General features: G+C 39.9%; 18 protein-coding genes. 11 read left to right on the top strand and 7 right to left on the bottom strand.

What is annotated here, in order from left to right:
- The first annotated feature begins 41 nt into the window (after positions 1-41).
- From WAA15_RS06650 to WAA15_RS06620, 7 genes are all read left to right on the top strand, one after another.
- The gene (locus tag WAA15_RS06650) at positions 42-434 is read left to right on the top strand and encodes a MerC domain-containing protein (protein ID WP_337041903.1); all 393 of its coding nucleotides are present in this window, start codon (positions 42-44) and stop codon (positions 432-434) included.
- 325 nt (positions 435-759) lie between these two features.
- A complete protein-coding gene (locus WAA15_RS06645) occupies positions 760-3,597 on the top strand; it encodes a response regulator (RefSeq protein WP_337041901.1) in 2,838 nt (945 codons plus the stop codon).
- A 98-nt stretch (positions 3,598-3,695) separates the two neighbouring features.
- Positions 3,696-4,670 carry a polyprenyl synthetase family protein gene (locus tag WAA15_RS06640; protein ID WP_337041899.1) on the top strand — a complete coding sequence of 325 codons (975 nt, stop codon included), beginning with the start codon at positions 3,696-3,698 and terminating at the stop codon, positions 4,668-4,670.
- Between the two features lie 6 nt (positions 4,671-4,676).
- Complete coding sequence (locus tag WAA15_RS06635; protein ID WP_337041897.1) at positions 4,677-5,297, top strand: rhomboid family intramembrane serine protease; 621 nt, start codon at positions 4,677-4,679, stop codon at positions 5,295-5,297.
- Positions 5,297-6,169 (top strand): LytR/AlgR family response regulator transcription factor, encoded by an 873-nt coding sequence (locus WAA15_RS06630; protein ID WP_337041896.1) that lies wholly within the window; start codon positions 5,297-5,299, stop codon positions 6,167-6,169. The genes WAA15_RS06635 and WAA15_RS06630 overlap by 1 nt, the downstream gene beginning before the upstream one ends.
- 156 nt (positions 6,170-6,325) lie before the next feature.
- Entirely contained in the window at positions 6,326-6,760 is a 435-nt protein-coding gene (locus tag WAA15_RS06625; protein WP_337041894.1) for a DUF2141 domain-containing protein, read from the top strand.
- 54 nt (positions 6,761-6,814) lie between these two features.
- On the top strand, positions 6,815-7,537 hold the full coding sequence (locus tag WAA15_RS06620) for a hypothetical protein (RefSeq protein ID WP_337041893.1): 723 nt from the start codon (positions 6,815-6,817) through the stop codon (positions 7,535-7,537).
- Here the strand turns inward: WAA15_RS06620 and WAA15_RS06615 are convergent, their stop codons facing one another.
- From WAA15_RS06615 to WAA15_RS06605, 3 genes are read right to left on the bottom strand one after another with little or no spacing between them, the layout of a single operon-like run.
- Positions 7,538-8,335, bottom strand: coding sequence for an amidohydrolase (locus WAA15_RS06615; protein ID WP_337041891.1), 798 nt, complete (start codon positions 8,333-8,335; stop codon positions 7,538-7,540). It lies immediately after the preceding gene.
- A 27-nt stretch (positions 8,336-8,362) separates the two neighbouring features.
- The gene (gene def, locus WAA15_RS06610; RefSeq protein WP_337041890.1) at positions 8,363-8,938 is read right to left on the bottom strand and encodes a peptide deformylase; all 576 of its coding nucleotides are present in this window, start codon (positions 8,936-8,938) and stop codon (positions 8,363-8,365) included.
- A gap of 4 nt (positions 8,939-8,942) precedes the next feature.
- Positions 8,943-9,416: a GNAT family N-acetyltransferase gene (locus WAA15_RS06605; protein WP_337041888.1), complete on the bottom strand. Its 474-nt coding sequence runs from the start codon at positions 9,414-9,416 to the stop codon at positions 8,943-8,945.
- 20 nt (positions 9,417-9,436) lie between these two features.
- Between WAA15_RS06605 and lipB the strand changes: the two genes are divergently transcribed.
- The 3 genes from lipB (at position 9,437) to WAA15_RS06590 (ending at position 11,910) form a co-directional block, all read left to right on the top strand.
- Positions 9,437-10,183 carry a lipoyl(octanoyl) transferase LipB gene (gene lipB / locus WAA15_RS06600; protein ID WP_337041886.1) on the top strand — a complete coding sequence of 249 codons (747 nt, stop codon included), beginning with the start codon at positions 9,437-9,439 and terminating at the stop codon, positions 10,181-10,183.
- Between the two features lie 139 nt (positions 10,184-10,322).
- Positions 10,323-11,231 carry an ROK family protein gene (locus WAA15_RS06595; protein WP_337041884.1) on the top strand — a complete coding sequence of 303 codons (909 nt, stop codon included), beginning with the start codon at positions 10,323-10,325 and terminating at the stop codon, positions 11,229-11,231.
- An 82-nt stretch (positions 11,232-11,313) separates the two neighbouring features.
- A complete protein-coding gene (locus tag WAA15_RS06590) occupies positions 11,314-11,910 on the top strand; it encodes a DUF6962 family protein (protein ID WP_337041882.1) in 597 nt (198 codons plus the stop codon).
- On the opposite strand, the gene gatC is transcribed toward WAA15_RS06590, so the two are convergent.
- From gatC to WAA15_RS06575, 3 genes are all read right to left on the bottom strand, one after another.
- On the bottom strand, positions 11,911-12,198 hold the full coding sequence (gene gatC, locus WAA15_RS06585; protein ID WP_337041880.1) for an Asp-tRNA(Asn)/Glu-tRNA(Gln) amidotransferase subunit GatC: 288 nt from the start codon (positions 12,196-12,198) through the stop codon (positions 11,911-11,913).
- 98 nt (positions 12,199-12,296) lie between these two features.
- Entirely contained in the window at positions 12,297-13,022 is a 726-nt protein-coding gene (locus WAA15_RS06580) for a lysophospholipid acyltransferase family protein (RefSeq protein ID WP_337041879.1), read from the bottom strand.
- Positions 13,023-13,103: 81 nt separating this feature from the next.
- Positions 13,104-13,859: a TerC family protein gene (locus WAA15_RS06575; protein ID WP_337041877.1), complete on the bottom strand. Its 756-nt coding sequence runs from the start codon at positions 13,857-13,859 to the stop codon at positions 13,104-13,106.
- A 222-nt stretch (positions 13,860-14,081) separates the two neighbouring features.
- Here WAA15_RS06575 and WAA15_RS06570 point away from each other — a divergent pair, with 222 nt between their 5' ends.
- Complete coding sequence (locus WAA15_RS06570) at positions 14,082-15,548, top strand: tagaturonate reductase (protein WP_337041876.1); 1,467 nt, start codon at positions 14,082-14,084, stop codon at positions 15,546-15,548.
- Between the two features lie 34 nt (positions 15,549-15,582).
- Here the strand turns inward: WAA15_RS06570 and WAA15_RS06565 are convergent, their stop codons facing one another.
- The gene (locus WAA15_RS06565; RefSeq protein WP_337041874.1) at positions 15,583-16,167 is read right to left on the bottom strand and encodes a 3'-5' exonuclease; all 585 of its coding nucleotides are present in this window, start codon (positions 16,165-16,167) and stop codon (positions 15,583-15,585) included.
- Between the last annotated feature and the right edge of the window lie 4 nt (positions 16,168-16,171).

The raw sequence follows: 16,171 nt of genomic DNA, 5'->3' as shown, positions 1-16,171 counted from the left end.
ATATTTGTAGCACTGTTTCGGTGACACAATTTCCGTTGTTTATGCGAAAAATATTCACTCATTATCATAATCTCAATAAAGTAGGTCTGTGGCTCTCTATACTCTGTACCATCCACTGTCTGGCTATGCCATTCATACTTACTTCGTTGCCCTACATTAGCAGAAACGCCATTAGCGAGCGTTCGGAGGTAATTCTTATAGGAGTTAGTGCGGGTTTAGCCATTTACTTACTATTAAAAGACTACAAAAATCACCGCAACCCTCTGCCGCTTATGCTGCTGTGTTTGGCAGTGGTTTTTAATGTAATCGGTATATTTTTTGTTTCAGGTAGCTACGAAGTATTTTTTAATGTAAGCGGAGGCTTGCTGATGGCATCGGCTTATGGGCTTAACTGGTATTGGCACAAACGTGCTTGCCACAGCCATCAACATTAAAAAAGAACTCGCTCGGTTTTATAGGTTGCGCCATTATTAACAAAATGTGGCTTTTCGCTACCGCTTGATAATTTCTTTGAGCCTTTTAATAATAGCCTTCATATAAAACTTCAGATTTTCATTAAATTATCTGCTCATTAGGCACATTTGTTGCTACTATATTTATCATAAAGGCCAAATTTATTTCTTACTCGGTATAACCAATATAAAGTTTGTGTTTTTCGGAAGATACGCTACTTGCCGGCTATCTTTTACATAAAAGCGAACCACAAATTTATTGGCAATACTATACAAGTTATTCGGCTGGTAACGGCTGAGATTAGATATGTATATCAAACACCTGCACAGATATATTACCCACCGTGTATGGAAAACCTTCTCACGATTGTCTCTTTTGTGGTCAGGGTTACTTTTTCTGATATTTCCTGCCATTACTCATGCGCAGAACTTTAAAGGCGGACACGTAGACCTACGGCACATCAGCTTCATTGAAAACAAAAACCATATTGAGTTATCAGGCGAATGGGCTTTTTACTGGCATAAATTATTATCCCCACAAGCACTTAACGATACTCTCAAGCCCGATTATTATGTTCCTTTTACTGAAGTCTGGAACAAGCACAAGCAACTAAACGAGCCTTTTAAAGCCTTTGGTTATGCAACCTATGCTTTAACAGTTTATATTGACCACAAGAATAACCCTCAGATTTCCTTTTTTATTCCGGCTCCTTACTCAAGTTATAAACTCTGGATTAACGGGCAGGAATTTGCTCATAACGGAATTGTTGCCACTACCAAAGAAACCTATAAACCCCATTGGCTTCCGATTAAGAAACTATACCTGCCTCAGTCAGACACCCTCAGGCTGGTTTTGCAGGTAGCTAATTTCGACCATTATCGTGGTGGTTTCTCGCAGGCTATTCTTATGGGTAGTAATCAGTATATAGAGAGTTTCTGGAATAGCGAGCTTTTTATTACTTTAATCCTGACCGGAATTTTACTGATGGTGTCGCTGATATTTTTTGGATTGTATTTTCTCGGCCAGAAAGACAAAGCCATTATCTATTTTGCGTTATACTGCCTGATATATATATACAGATTAGTAGGAGTTGATAAGATTTATTATTTGCATCAGGTTTTTCCTGATATTCCATTCCGCATTTCATTTTTTCTGGAGTATTTTACGATATTTTTCTGTATCTATCTGTTTACCCGTTTCGTTAGGTCGCTTTATTCCAGCCAGAGCAGAATTGTTAAAATCATAGGTTACATAAGCCTGTTTTATATGGCTGTTTTGGTGGTAGCACCTATTTATATTATCTCTTATATTTCGCAACTCTTTTTCTTTATCATACTGTTTTTTGTTGCCTATAATTTTTATATGGCACTGGTTGCACTTATTCATAAACGTAAAGGGTCGGTTTTTGCCATGCTGAGTATGTCATCTATTGGCATTGCAGTAACCTTGAATATTCTGGGTTATTTTGCTTTCATACAGCCCTCGTCGTTTTACCTGTTTTTTGGGTATTTTGGTTTTATTCTGTTCGAGACCCTCATTTTATCGCACCGATTTGTGTATTCATTCCAGAAAGCACGCCGCGAAGCCGAGGAAGGAGCTAAAGCGAAGTCGGAATTTCTGGCAAATATGAGCCACGAAATCAGAACACCTCTAAACGGCGTTATTGGTTTTACCGATTTACTCATGAAAACCAAACTGGATAGTACACAACAGCAGTATATGTCAACAGTATTTCAGTCGGCCAATACCTTGCTAGATATTATTAACGATATTCTGGATTTCTCGAAAATTGAAGCCGGTAAACTCGAAATTATTGTCGAAAAAGCAAATATTTACGAGTTAATGAGTCAGGTAGCCGATATTATTACATTTCAGGCCAGTCAGAAGAATCTGGAAGTGATACTTAATATTTCGCCTAGTGTGCCCAAATATATATGGGTTGATGTGGTCAGGCTTAAACAAATTCTGGTAAACTTGCTCAGCAACGCTGTAAAATTTACGGAGGTAGGAGAGATAGAGTTAAAAATTGAAATGCTGGCCGATGTTCAAACCACCCAGAACACATTCAGGTTTTCGGTAAAAGATACAGGAATAGGCATTGCCCCAAAAAATCAGGAAAAAATATTTCAGGCTTTTTCGCAGGAAGATTCCTCAACAACACGAAAGTTTGGCGGTACGGGGCTGGGGTTAACCATCTCTAACAAGCTACTTGCTTTAATGAACAGCAGGTTGCGCGTACAAAGCGAAGTAAATGTAGGTACTAAATTTTATTTTGACCTTACGCTGAAAACCGAAACAGGTGAGGCCGATGAATGGAAAAACCTTGAAGTATTTAAACGGGTATTAATCGCCGACGACAACAAAACCAACCGTGAGCTACTGAAAAATATGCTTAAGCTCCGAAACATCGCTTATGAAGAAGTAGAAAATGGGCAGGAAGTACTAAATATTCTGAATAAAGGAGAAAAATTTGATTTACTGATTACAGACTACCACATGCCTTATCTGGATGGGCTTGATACTGTACGACTGCTGCGGCAGAAACCCAGATTCAGCGTTGATAAGCTGCCTGTAATTATGCTGTATAGCTCGCACGCACACGAGTATATCAATACCGAAGCAGAGAAATTGCAGATAGGGCAGCGTTTGGTAAAGCCTGTTATCAGCCAGCAGGTATATGAGGCCATGTCGAAGATTGCCTCTAAGGTTATATCAGAAAACCAGAAGGTTGAAGAACCTAAACCTAAACAATATGTTGATGAAAGATTCCTGACGATTCTAGTTGTAGAAGATAACAAGGTGAATATGCTTTTTGCCCGTACCATTTTTAAGTCGATATTTCCGAATGGGCGAATACTAGAAGCTGAAAACGGAAAAATAGCCGTTGATATTTTCAGCAATGACCCACCCGATATTATTTTTATGGATATGCAAATGCCAGAAATGAATGGCTATGAAGCTACGCTGGCTATCAGAGGTATAGAAAACAATAAGAGCCACGTACCTATTGTGGCACTTACTGCCGGAACAGTAAAAGGCGAAAAAGAAAAGTGTCTGGAAGCCGGAATGGACGATTACATTACCAAGCCCTTTGTAAAAGATACTATCGTGAAAGTAGTGCAGAAATACTTGGGTAAAGCCTGATTCAGGTACCTGAAAAGAAATATTCTGGTTATATGTGCATAGAACTTGGTAGTTTTGCCAAGTTCTATTTATTTTGTTATTCACTTGAACATTATCTGATGTCTTTAGCAGTTTTTCTGGAAGCAATTGAACAAGAAATTACCCGTACTGAATATGGCGAAAGTCCGGTCGAATTATATGAGCCAATCAGCTACCTGATGTCGCTCGGAGGAAAGAGAATGCGCCCACTTTTAACACTTATGGCTGCAAATATCTTTTCGGACAACTGGCAAAGGGCTGTAAAGCCCTCTTTAGGGGTAGAGGTATTTCATAACTTCACATTAATGCACGACGATATCATGGACAAATCGCCGATACGTCGTGGCAAACCAACTGTTCATAAAAAATGGAACGAAAACATTGCCATTCTTTCGGGCGATGTAATGCTGGTATGTGCCTATGAGCTAATGACAGCCGTTGAAGACGATATCTTTAAACAGGTCATTAAAAGATTTAACCGCACGGCCGCCGAGGTATGCGAAGGGCAGCAGCTGGATATGAACTTTGCATCGGGCAATGTAGTTACAGAGGCCGAGTATATAAATATGATTCGCCTGAAAACCTCTGTGTTATTGGGTTTTTCGTTAGAATTAGGCGGAATAATAGCCCGTGCTGGTCAGGAAAACATCAACCTGCTTTATGAAATAGGTACAAACGTGGGCATAGGCTTCCAGTTGAAAGATGATATTCTGGATGTATACGGCGACCCCGAAAAATTTGGTAAACAGGTTGGCGGAGATATTATTGAGAACAAAAAAACACTTTTACTCATAGAAGCCATCGAGCAGGCAAAAGGCCAGCCAGAAGAAAAAGAACTGGCATACTGGCTTTCAGTAAAAGACTTTGATAAAAACGAAAAAGTAAAAGCAATAACGGCTATTTATAATAAACTGGGAATAAAAGAAATAGCCGAAACCAGAATGAATGAATTTTTTAACAGGGGTTTGGCAGGCCTCCAGAAACTAGATGCCCCCGATACAAGAAAACAACCTTTACTAGAGTTAGTAGAACTGCTGATTGACCGCGAAAAATAAAAAGATATGTCTGTAACCGTAATTATTATCATCATTACTGCCATTATAAGCATTATAGCGTTTGACAACACACGCCTCAGAAACCAGTATATTCTGAACCCATACATTATTCATAAAAATAATGAGTGGTGGCGTATGCTTTCGTCGGGTTTTTTACACGCCGACTACGCGCATTTATTCTTTAATATGTTCAGTTTATACCTTTTTGGGCAGGGTCTTGAAAGATATTTCCTGATGAGACTAGGTGATAAAGGCACTTTCTATTATATTCTTCTTTATTTACTAGGCATTATAGTTGCCAATATTTCTGATACATTCAGTAAGAAAAATTATTCGGGTTATAATGCGCTAGGGGCGTCGGGTGGTGTGTCGTCGGTAGTGTTTGGTTATATTATGTTTAACCCTACTGCTAAAATGGGAGTTTTTCCTATTCCGCCTATTATTCCAGCCTGGATATTCGGGTTGTTATATCTGGCATATTCCAGATTTATGTCCGAAAAACAATATGATAATATCGGTCATACGGCGCACTTCTGGGGTGCTATATGGGGCGTTATATTTGTAGTGCTGGCTTACCCTCCTGTAATGCAGGAATTCATTGATAAAATTATTAGTAGTTTCCATTAATGCTTCAGATACTAAAGCAGCCTTATCCTTTTCCGCATAAATCAATAGGCACAAGTTTACGTAAAAGCCTGATTGAAGGGGCTGGTGTAGCTTTATTCTTTATCATTTTTCAGCCTTTTGGTCTTGCCGAGTGGCAGCACCCGCATAAAACATGGGTGCTTACAGGTTTTGGCCTGATAGTGAGTATATGTACAAGCATTAACCGATTGGTACTCCCGCGGCTTTTCCCACGCATTTATAATGAGCAAAAATGGGTAGTCTGGAAAGAAATAGCCGATATCCTGATTCTGCTCTTGCTTATAACATGCGCCAATATGTTTTACTCCAAGCTGTTTTTCAGGTACGTGCCGCTTTCGCTTCTCGGCTTTATAGTCATGTTTTTTATTGTTACCATTATAGGTTTTATTCCTATATCGTTTGGCGTGATGTCTAATTATATTTATCAGCTTAAAAAATATAACCAAACCATTCTGATACAGCAGAATCCTGCGCCAGAAACAAAAGAAGAAAACAAACCTCAACGGTTTACACTTGTTGCCGAAAATGAAAAAGACATAATCGACTTAACCGCCGACGAGTTGTATTTCATCGAATCTTCAGATAATTATTCTACTGTATTTTATTATAGAAACAACACGCTGCAAAAAGATTTAATCAGAAGTAGCCTGACACGTCTGGAAAGCCAGATTAACTCAAGCGATATAATACGGTGCCATAGGTCATATATTGTTAACCTGCCAAAAGTTGAAAAAGTAACTGGCAATGCACAGGGCTATAAACTGCATCTGGAAACCATCCAGATGACCGTTCCCGTTGCCCGCAAATATTCCGACGTAGTCGAGAAACTTAAAACTACCACATCAGGCAAATAAAACAGGTTTGTCAATCTCCCCTGAAACCTGCTATTCTTCCCAAAGCGTTGTCAAATATCCCAAAGGCTTGATACACAGCCCTTTCATTTGTTTGCTATGGGTGGGTGTTTATACATTTGTGTCATCGAACAAATAACACATAAATCACTCGTAACAATGAAAACATTCATCAAGTCAATTGCAGTAGCCGTTATTTTAGGTTTTATCTCAACCTTTTCTTTTGCACAAAACAAGTATACCGTTACGGTAGTCATTAAAGGTATTCAGCAGCGTCAGGGTAAAATATATGCTTCTATTACGAACGATGCCAATAGTTTTCCGAGAGGTGGTGGTGTTAAATCGGCCATCGCAGAAGTTACTAAAGAAGGCGAAGTTTCATTAAAATTTGAGGGCTTGTTAGAAGGCAAATATGCCATTGTTTTGTATCAGGACCTAAACGATAACAAACAGTTAGATATGAACGGCGAAATGCCCGCCGAGCCTTTTGGTTTTTCGAACGTAACAATGCTAATGGGGCCACCTAGTTTTGACCAATGTATGTTTGATGTAAACGAAAACAAGGTTATTGCCATAGGCTTAATGGCTTTCTGACAAACTACTTTATCTGTTACTTATTGCTTATTTATTTTCTAAACCTGCCGAATTATGGAAAAGCTAATTTTTAATTTCTTTCTGGTTATACACGTTATTTGTGGTTTTCTGTCTTTAGTATCAGGCTTGGTAGCTATGATAGCTCAAAAAGGGAAAAAAGTACACAATTTTTCGGGGCGTGTTTTTTACTGGGCTATGTTAGGCGTTTTTGTAACAACCATTATATTTTTTGTCATTTACCCAACTCAGTTAAAATATCAGTTTTTCCTGACTATCGGTATCGTGAGTTTTTATCCTAACTTTTCGGGCAAACGTATTTTAAGCATGAAAAAGGCTATTGTTCCTGCTTTGGTCGACTGGGTAGCGGCTTGGGGAGTAGGGCTTTGCGGAATAATTATGCTGGGCTATTCGGTTTATGGTTTTATGCACCCTAAGGCATTGAGCGGTATGGCTATTTTGTTTGTTATTTTCGGTATTGTGTGTCTGGTGAATGCCTACGCTGACTTGAAAATATATCTGGGGTATCAGCAACCCCAAAAAATGCACTGGTTTTTAGGGCATGGAGGTAAAATGATGGGTGCTTACTCGGCCGCACTAACAGCCTTCTGTGTAAACATTGTACCAAGATATTTGCCAGATGGTACGCCTACCTTTGTATTTGTACTGACATGGGTTTTACCCGGTGTACTGATAGGGGTAATTGCAGCAAGAATTTTGAAGAAATATAAACTAAAGTTTGCCGCAAAAAATACAACGCCTGTGTTGCAAACAGTCTGATTAAGATACCTGAAAAGTATCGGCATCCAGATAAGCAGGAAATTTCTCGCGGAAATCGGTTAAGGCTTTTTTGTCGAGTGTATGCTGGTGAATCACTTCGTGGTCTATTTCACGAAAAAGCACTTTCCCTGTAAAGTCAATAACTGCCGAGTGCCCTGCGTGTGCTACGTTGTTGCCATCAGTGCCGGTTCTGTTTACACCTATAACGTAGCTTTGGTTTTCGATGGCACGTGCTACCAGAAGCGAGTCCCACGGGTACATCCTGACCTGCGGCCAGTTAGCAACATAAATCAGCAGGTCATAAGCCAGATTCGAGTTTCTGCTCCAGACAGGGAAGCGTAAATCATAACAGATAAGCGGGCATATTTTCCAGCCTTTCAGTTCTTTTATGAGGCGTTGTGAGCCACCTGTGTAGACTTGGTTTTCTTTTCCCATTCTGAACAAGTGGCGTTTATCATAATAATCTGTTTCGCCGTTGGGGTTAACCCATAACAGGCGGTTATAATAGTTGTTATTTTCTTTCATCACCACGCTGCCTGTTACTACTGCTCCGGTCTGTGCGGCCATTTGTTTCATCCAGCGGGTGGTGTGCAAGTTCATGGGCTCGGCAAGTTTTGCCGGATTCATCGTAAAGCCAGTTGTAAACATTTCTGGCAATATAATTAAATCAGTAGCGGCCTGAATGCTGAAAATCTTCTCTTCCAGCATAGCCAGATTAGCGGTTACATCCTCCCAATACAGGTTGGTTTGTATAAGCGTAATGCTTAAATCATGAAGAGAAGATTTTTGTTCGGCCATATCAGCGTAATGAATAAAGCTAATAAATTATTTAGGGAACTTCATCCGGTAATCAACGTCAACGTCACCTTTGGTAATATTTGCCAGTTTTTTCTTTAGCATTTGTCTTTTCAAAGGAGTAAGGTGGTCGGTAAACAAAATACCATCGATATGGTCATACTCATGCTGAATAATGCGGGCTGCCATGCTATCGTAGGTTTCGGTATGTTCGTTCCAGTCGGTATCAAAATAACGAATAGTAACGTTTTCGGGGCGGTATACATCTGCACGGATTCCAGGAATACTCAAACAGCCTTCTTCGTAAGCCCATTCATCGCCTTCTTCTTCCAGAATTTCTGCATTAATAAACACTTTCTTAAAATCTACCAGAGAAGGGTCAAATTCGTCTTCTGTTTCGGCACTTTCATTGATGGGCGTACCATCTACCACAAAAATACGAAGGTCTAGCCCGATTTGTGGGCCTGCCAAACCCACTCCTGCCGCTGCATACATAGTCTCGAACATATCTTCGGCGAGTTGTTTTACATCAATTTCGCCGGGTTCAATGTCACGAGCTTCTTTGCGCAGGATAGCGTCTCCGTAGGCTACAATAGGATATATCATTTTGTCAGTTGGTAAATGAATGATTGGTTAATTTTTTTCGAAGAATAATTCTATAATCTTCAATTTGTTCTTTTGGTTCAATATTTTCGATGAGGAAGCCATTTTTCAAACAAAAAACCAGCATCGCTTTAAATCGATTCCGTGTTTTTAGTGTAATGGCATGAAAGCCTTGCTGTAAGACCCATTTTTCCTGAACATCGGCTAATTTCTGTGCAATCTTTAACTCGCGGTAAGCGGGTATAACGCCTCCCATCCAGCTATAAAAACTTCCGTCGGCATTGCGCTGGTACCCCACTTTAAAACCTACGGGAGTTTCGTTGTGAAGGGCAACTAAAATCAGAAATTTCGTGTTAAGTAATCGGTTCTGATAGATGTTTTCATCATACTGATTGCTTGAAAACTCTGGAATTTGCCTCGAAACGGCTACACACTCGGCAATTGTACCTACCCGAATTATTACATTTGCACCTGTATTCATGCCACAAAGTTACGAAACTGATGAATAATATTATTAATAAAAAGGTAAGGTTTATTAATTTAGAATTAATTGACTACCAGTATGGCTGGGATTTTCAGGAAAAACTTTTTGCTGAAATAATCGATATTAAAGTTCAAAACCGAAATTTTGCGCCGGAAAGCCAGCATCCAACCCACAATTATCTGCTCTTTTGCCAGCACCCACACGTATATACCCTCGGCAAAAGTGGCAAAATAGAAAACCTGTTGCTGAACGAAGAAGGGCTACAAACAAAAGGAGCAAAGTTTTATAAAATAAACCGTGGCGGAGATATTACGTATCATGGCCCGGGGCAATTGGTTGGCTACCCGATTCTGGACCTCGAGAATTTCTTTACAGATATACACCGTTATATGCGCTTGCTGGAAGAAGCTATTATTCTGACCTTAGCCGACTATAATATCGAAGCTGGCCGTATAGAAGGCTTAACGGGTGTCTGGATTGACCATCTGGCGCAAAACAACCCCAGAAAGATATGTGCAATGGGTGTGAAGTCGAGCCGGTGGGTAACCATGCACGGCTTTGCCCTGAATGTGAATACAGACCTGAACTATTTCAGTAACATTGTTCCGTGTGGCATCGACGACAAAGCTGTTACCTCAATGGCTCTCGAACTTGGGCATCTGGTTGATATTGATGAAGTAGCCACCAAACTGAAAACTCATTTGGGAAACCTGTTTGAAATGGACTTTGTAGAGGCTCCCGAAAAGGCTTTAATGCAGACTTAATGCAATAAATGTAATATTTCCTTGCTACAAATTGCCTTCGAGTGATATTTATTTTTAATTTTGAGGGAAATATAAAAAAACCTGTTTAAAAATTGATTTTATATATATTTACCGAATAAAATTAACAAAACTATAATAAATGGCAACTGAATATTTGGGAATTGATATAGGCGGTACCAATGTCAAAATGGGCATTGTAGAAGCAGAAACAGGTAAACTTTCTAATTTTTATAGTCACGATACTGCAAGTTGGCGTAAATCAGGGCATTTTGTAGACCGTCTGGGCGACGCAATAGCTATCCAATTACTCGAAAACAAAAATATTCAGAAGGTAGGTATAGGTGTTCCGGGGCTTATCACAAGAGACCGCTCAACCCTCATTGAAATTACGGCTATTCCTGAAATCAATGGTATTACTATCATTCCTGATTTAAAAGAACGTTTTCCTAATCATGATTTTTTCCTTGAGAACGATGCAAATGCCGCAGCTTTAGGAGAGTACTATTTCGGCGAAGGCGATATTCCCGAAGATTACATCATGGTTACACTAGGAACCGGTATTGGCGGGGCAGCCATTATTGATAAACAAGTATTTAAAGGTGGTGGCGGTAATGCCATGGAACCGGGGCATATCCCATCAAAACATGGTAAGGTGTTGGAGCGTAATATAGGTAAAAACGAATTGCTCGACCTCGCAAATACCATGAGAAAAGGCTTTTCGGGTAAAACTCAACTGCCAGCTGACGGAACTATTTCGACTACGGGCCTTGTAGCCGCTGCTGCTGAAGGAGACGAACTGGCACAAAAAATATTTGATGAAGTAGGCGAAATGCTAGGTAGTGGCCTTGTGGCGATGATTAGAATCCTCGACATCACAACTATTCTGATAGGCGGTGGTTTATCGGCTTCGTTCGATTACATCATGCCTTCGATAAACAAACAACTTGAGTATTGGCTAACGCCTTACTACATGAAAACACTAGTGATAAAAAAAGCTACCCTCGGAAATGACGCCGGACTACTGGGCGCCGCGAGTTTATGCTTCTGATACATATAACTTAGGGAAGTATATCATATACTTCCCTTTTTTTTGAAACGATTTTTCCCACCTTTTATGCTGTACTAAATTTATGGAACTTTCCCATGCTGTTTCTGATGCTATACTTACCCTAACGGGTTTTTTTGTGTTTTTTCGTTATATCTTCAAGTTAGATTTAGCTGCTTGCCTACTCTGGGAGGCTTTTATATTATCCGTTACAGTTGCTGCCATGTTTGGGGTGGCTCGTTTTATGGGTGTTACCGAAGCAACGATGGTATCGGAGTTTTTTCAGCATCTGGCCGGAACCGTAGGGGCGTTGTGTCTGGTTTTTGTCAGTTTCTTTCTGGTATTAAGAAAGCCCGTTCCGATTAAATTTGCTTATGTAGTGGGGCTATTGGGCTTTTTGGCCTTTGCCGCCGTCAGGATTTATGATAGAATAGAAGTGCTAAATGCCATTCAGACCGTTGCCATTCCGTTGGTATTGCTGATAGGCGTATGGGGGTTGTTCCGCAAAGAACGTGCAATAGGGGTATGGCTTGTACTGGCTGTTATAGCTGTGGTTATGGGTACTTATAACAAACGCTTTATGGCTAATACCTTCATTGACTCTATCGACCTCTACCATTATTTATTAGCCATTAGCCTTTTATGTTTTGGCAGGGCAGCCCGCCATCAGGTTCATGGGTAATTATTCAATTACCTTAGGTACCAGAAAATACTCACCATCCTGCTTAGGCGCATTTTTTAGTGCCTGTTCACGTGTAAGTTCATTTTTAGGGGTATCCTCTCTGAAAACATTTACCTCTTCGCTCATGTGTGTAAGCGGTTCTACTTCGGTTGTATCTAGTTCCTTGAGTTGGTCCATCCAGTCCAGAATTTTAGATAAATCCTCAACCATTTTTACTTCTTCCTGCTCGGTCAGTTCTAGTCTTGCCAGATGGGCTATTTTCTTTACAGTTTGTTGTTCTATTTTCATACGGATATATTACTACACTTTAAAATGGATTAACCTATATGGCTTCAGGTTATTTCTATGCCGCAAAGTTAGGGCTAATACTTAAAACCAACGAGTGCTTAGTCGGTATATTTATTTAGTGTTGGCTGAATTACCTCATAAACCTGTTGTTTTAGTGCCGCAAGGTTATCTTTTGTCATGCCTGTTGTTTCAATAGGTGTATGAAAAATAACCCGCAGTGGGTGCCACGACATTCGTATGTTGGGCATTATTTTATAATTATCTACCAATGAGATAGGTACAATAGGTACTTGATTCTCGATAGCCATCGAGAACGCCCCGTCTTTAAAAGGCTGTACCATCTGCGGAAAATCCGTTGAGTGAATCCCCCCCTCTGGAAATATCATAATGCTTCGCCCTGCTTTGAGTGCCTTAATAGCCCGTTTAAGGGCCTTTGTTCTGCTCGATTTATCGCTTCTGTCAACCTGAATGTGTAGTTGTGTAAACATATACCCAAACAAAGGTACTTTCTTAACCGAGCTTTTGCCCAGAAAAGCAAAGTAGTTTCTGATGATGGTACCCATCAGGGCGATGTCCAGATAGCTGAAATGATTGGCACAGAACACATACGCCTTTTTAGGGTCGAGTTTGGCTTCATAGGTAATCTTCAGAGGCATTCCGGCCAGCAAAAAGAATGTCTTACCCCATATACGGTTACAGTGGTGAGCAACAATTTTCCATTCTTCTTTTTGTAAACTGATAAAAACAATAGGATATAGCAAGAAGAAAATAAGTACTAGCCAAAAAAGACACCAAGCTGTATAAAGCCAGGATAATAGTTTCATGAAGCCTTGCATCAGGATATATTCAGGGGAAATGATTATACAAAGATAATGTATAATCATTTCCCCTATGAAGATTTAAGGTTATTTTATCTCATCGTGCAAATCGACAGGCTGAGATTTTTTACGCATTCTGATATTCAGGATTTCTACCAAGAACGAGAACGCCATTGCAAAGTAAATATATCCTTTAGGTACGTGTACTTTAAAGGCTTCGGCTATCAGCAAGGTACCAATCATTACCAGAAACGCCAGCGCGAGCATTTTTACGGTAGGGTGTTTCTCTACAAATTCGCCCACACTACCAGCAAACAGAAGCATGGCAATAGTTGATAATACAACCGATATAGCCATCACAATGATGTTGTCGGTCATACCAATGGCGGTAATAATAGAGTCGATAGAGAAAACCAAGTTAATGATAGCAATATCAAAAACAGCTTTTGAAAGTTTCGATGCAGTTTTTCTGCCCGATACGTTTTCTTCATGGCCTTCCAGTTTCTGGTGTATTTCAGAGGTAGACTTATATAATAAGAAAATACCCCCTACCAACAATATAATATCTTTGCCGCTAAAGCCTATTTCGAGAGGCAAGCCAATATCTTTCAGGTTAAATAGTTCTTTCTCTAAGCCCAGAATCCAGCCCAAAGCAAAAAGCAGAGCAATGCGTATAAGCATAGCCATCAGTAAGCCTATGCGACGAGCTTTTTTCTGTTCTTGCTTAGGTAATTTTGATGAAATAATAGATACAAATATGATGTTGTCGACCCCCAGTACTATTTCCAAAAGGGTAAGACTTACGATACTTGTCAACGCTGCGGTTGTTAAAATTTGTTCCATTCTTTATTTTTTCGGTTTATTTATGGACGAAATTATCAGTTTTAATGATTTTCGCAAAATCTGAACTTGATAAAAGGAAAATAAAGACATACAGCAACGTATAAAAGCCTGATGAAATTGCAGTATCGCAAAAAAGTATTAGAATTAAATGGAATATTAGTTGATAAGCGTTTCGGTATTCTCTATTTTTGTTCTATTCAATCTATTTTACGTTAACCTTTAATGAAACTTAATAAATCTTTACTTTCTGACCCCTCTTTAACGCAACTTCCCGAAAAAGTCTTACAGTTTGGCACAGGTGTTTTACTGCGCGGTTTATGTGATTATTTTATCGATAAAGCAAATAAACAAGGCATATTTAATGGTAGAATTGTTGTAGTTAAATCGACCGACACTGGCGGTGCCGATGCTTTTGCTGAACAGGATAACCTCTACACCATTTGTGTACGGGGTATCGATAAAGGTCTTCCTAAAGAGGAAAACATTGTTTCGGCGGCTATCAGCCGTGTGCTGTCTGCGCAAAGCCAATGGAACGACATTCTGGCAACAGCCAGTAATCCGGCCATTAGCATTGTTATTTCTAATACTACCGAAGTAGGTTTACAATACGTAGAAGAAAGCATTACCCAAACACCTCCGGCTTCTTTCCCTGCCAAATTAACGGCATGGCTATATGAAAGATTTCAGGCGGGCTTGTCGGGTGTTGTTATTATTCCGACCGAACTGATTGTGGGCAATGGTGATAAACTGAAAGAAATTGTATTACAATTGTGTGCTTTTAATCAGTTGCCAGAGGCATTTGTAAACTGGGTAAAACAGGAGAATAACTTCTGCAACTCATTGGTTGACAGAATTGTGCCGGGTAAACTAAGAGGCGAAAAACTAAAAGAACTGGAAGATAAACTGGGCTATACTGACGAACTCTCAACCATTGCGGAGGTGTATCGCCTGTGGGCCATCGAGGGCGACGAGAGAGTGAAAGAAATACTGTCGTTTCATGAGGCTGATAGCGGCGTGAAAATCGAAAAAAATATTGAACAGTATCGTGAACTCAAACTCCGTATGCTGAATGGCACTCATACCCTGATGTGTGGTATTGCGTATCTGTCAGGCTTTGAAACAGTAAAAGAAGCATTAGCAGATGAACTAATGGAGAAGTTCATTACAATACTGATGACTACCGAGGTTGTTCCGGCAATACCGTATAAAATAGAAGCAAAAGTATGCCAGCGTTATGGCAGAGAAGTGCTAGACCGCTTCCGTAACCCTTATCTGGAACACCAGTGGATAAGTATTACGCTTCAGTATACGATGAAGATGCGCATGAGAAATATTCCTCTGTTACTGAATTATTATAAAGAGTTTAACACCGTACCACAATATTTTGCCAGAGGCTTTGCTGCTTATTTGTTGTTTATGAAAGCAGTAAAAGAAGAAAATGGTAAATATTATGGGCAAAAAGGTGATGCCTTTTACCCTATACAATGTGATGCTGCCCAATATTTTTACCAGCTTTGGCAGGAAAACACAGCCAATGGCGTAGTAACAAAGGTATTGTCGAATAATGATTTATGGGGTGCCGACCTGACACAACTAGCGGGCTTTGCCGAGAACGTATCTACGCATTTGTCGAATATGATGATGCTGGGCGTGCGCGAAGTAACATCTGCGTTAAATGTATATGCCTAAACTTAAGGGGTGAAGTATTTCGCCCCTTATTTATTTATATTATTCTTCTTTTTAGTAGTTCCCAGAAGCACCGCGCGGTTGACTCAATATCAATACTGGCATCGTGTGCTTCAGTAATATGCTCCTGAAACAATTTATAGTGTAATTCGTCGAGTGTGGGCCATTTATAGCCGTATTTGCCGGGTATTCTGCAAAAATTAATAATGTTTTTATCTTTCATGGTGCAAAAGCTGCGTTTGCTTGCAAGGGGCTGCACGTCCATTTTTTTTCTTACAAATTCTGCACCCACAATGGCTTTATCAAACTCAAAGTTATGTGCAATTAGAATAGCCGACTCGGTTATAACCCGCTGAAACAAAGTAAGTATCTGGCTTAAATCATGCCCTTCGGTTAAAGCCTGCTGGGTGGTAATCCGATGAATCTGGGTTGCCTCTGGTGGAATGGTGTATCCTTCCGGTTTGATAATATAATTGTGTCTGGCTGCTAATGTACCATTTTCATGATATTCAAGAAAAGCTAGCTGAACCATTCGGGGCCAGTTCTGCACATAAGTAAAAGGGGCATTATAGTTATAAGGCAACCCTGTGGTTTCGGTATCGAAAAAAACTATTTTTCTCATAGTA

Origin of the sequence: Emticicia sp. 17c (genome assembly GCF_037153985.1) — a bacterium.
Classification (GTDB): Bacteria; Bacteroidota; Bacteroidia; order Cytophagales; family Spirosomataceae; genus Emticicia.
The sequence above is the reverse complement of the archived record's forward strand: the minus strand, read 5'-3'. Positions and strand labels throughout refer to the sequence as shown.

Bases quoted from the DNA above. Each gene is read 5' to 3' on its own strand.
- WAA15_RS06650 (WP_337041903.1), top strand. From the start codon at position 42: ATGCGAAAAATATTCACTCATTATCATAATCTCAATAAAGTAGGTCTG.
- WAA15_RS06645 (WP_337041901.1), top strand. From the start codon at position 760: ATGTATATCAAACACCTGCACAGATATATTACCCACCGTGTATGGAAA.
- WAA15_RS06640 (WP_337041899.1), top strand. From the start codon at position 3,696: ATGTCTTTAGCAGTTTTTCTGGAAGCAATTGAACAAGAAATTACCCGT.
- WAA15_RS06635 (WP_337041897.1), top strand. From the start codon at position 4,677: ATGTCTGTAACCGTAATTATTATCATCATTACTGCCATTATAAGCATT.
- WAA15_RS06630 (WP_337041896.1), top strand. From the start codon at position 5,297: ATGCTTCAGATACTAAAGCAGCCTTATCCTTTTCCGCATAAATCAATA.
- WAA15_RS06625 (WP_337041894.1), top strand. From the start codon at position 6,326: ATGAAAACATTCATCAAGTCAATTGCAGTAGCCGTTATTTTAGGTTTT.
- WAA15_RS06620 (WP_337041893.1), top strand. From the start codon at position 6,815: ATGGAAAAGCTAATTTTTAATTTCTTTCTGGTTATACACGTTATTTGT.
- WAA15_RS06615 (WP_337041891.1), bottom strand. From the start codon at position 8,335: ATGGCCGAACAAAAATCTTCTCTTCATGATTTAAGCATTACGCTTATA.
- def (WP_337041890.1), bottom strand. From the start codon at position 8,938: ATGATATATCCTATTGTAGCCTACGGAGACGCTATCCTGCGCAAAGAA.
- WAA15_RS06605 (WP_337041888.1), bottom strand. From the start codon at position 9,416: ATGAATACAGGTGCAAATGTAATAATTCGGGTAGGTACAATTGCCGAG.
- lipB (WP_337041886.1), top strand. From the start codon at position 9,437: ATGAATAATATTATTAATAAAAAGGTAAGGTTTATTAATTTAGAATTA.
- WAA15_RS06595 (WP_337041884.1), top strand. From the start codon at position 10,323: ATGGCAACTGAATATTTGGGAATTGATATAGGCGGTACCAATGTCAAA.
- WAA15_RS06590 (WP_337041882.1), top strand. From the start codon at position 11,314: ATGGAACTTTCCCATGCTGTTTCTGATGCTATACTTACCCTAACGGGT.
- gatC (WP_337041880.1), bottom strand. From the start codon at position 12,198: ATGAAAATAGAACAACAAACTGTAAAGAAAATAGCCCATCTGGCAAGA.
- WAA15_RS06580 (WP_337041879.1), bottom strand. From the start codon at position 13,022: ATGAAACTATTATCCTGGCTTTATACAGCTTGGTGTCTTTTTTGGCTA.
- WAA15_RS06575 (WP_337041877.1), bottom strand. From the start codon at position 13,859: ATGGAACAAATTTTAACAACCGCAGCGTTGACAAGTATCGTAAGTCTT.
- WAA15_RS06570 (WP_337041876.1), top strand. From the start codon at position 14,082: ATGAAACTTAATAAATCTTTACTTTCTGACCCCTCTTTAACGCAACTT.
- WAA15_RS06565 (WP_337041874.1), bottom strand. From the start codon at position 16,167: ATGAGAAAAATAGTTTTTTTCGATACCGAAACCACAGGGTTGCCTTAT.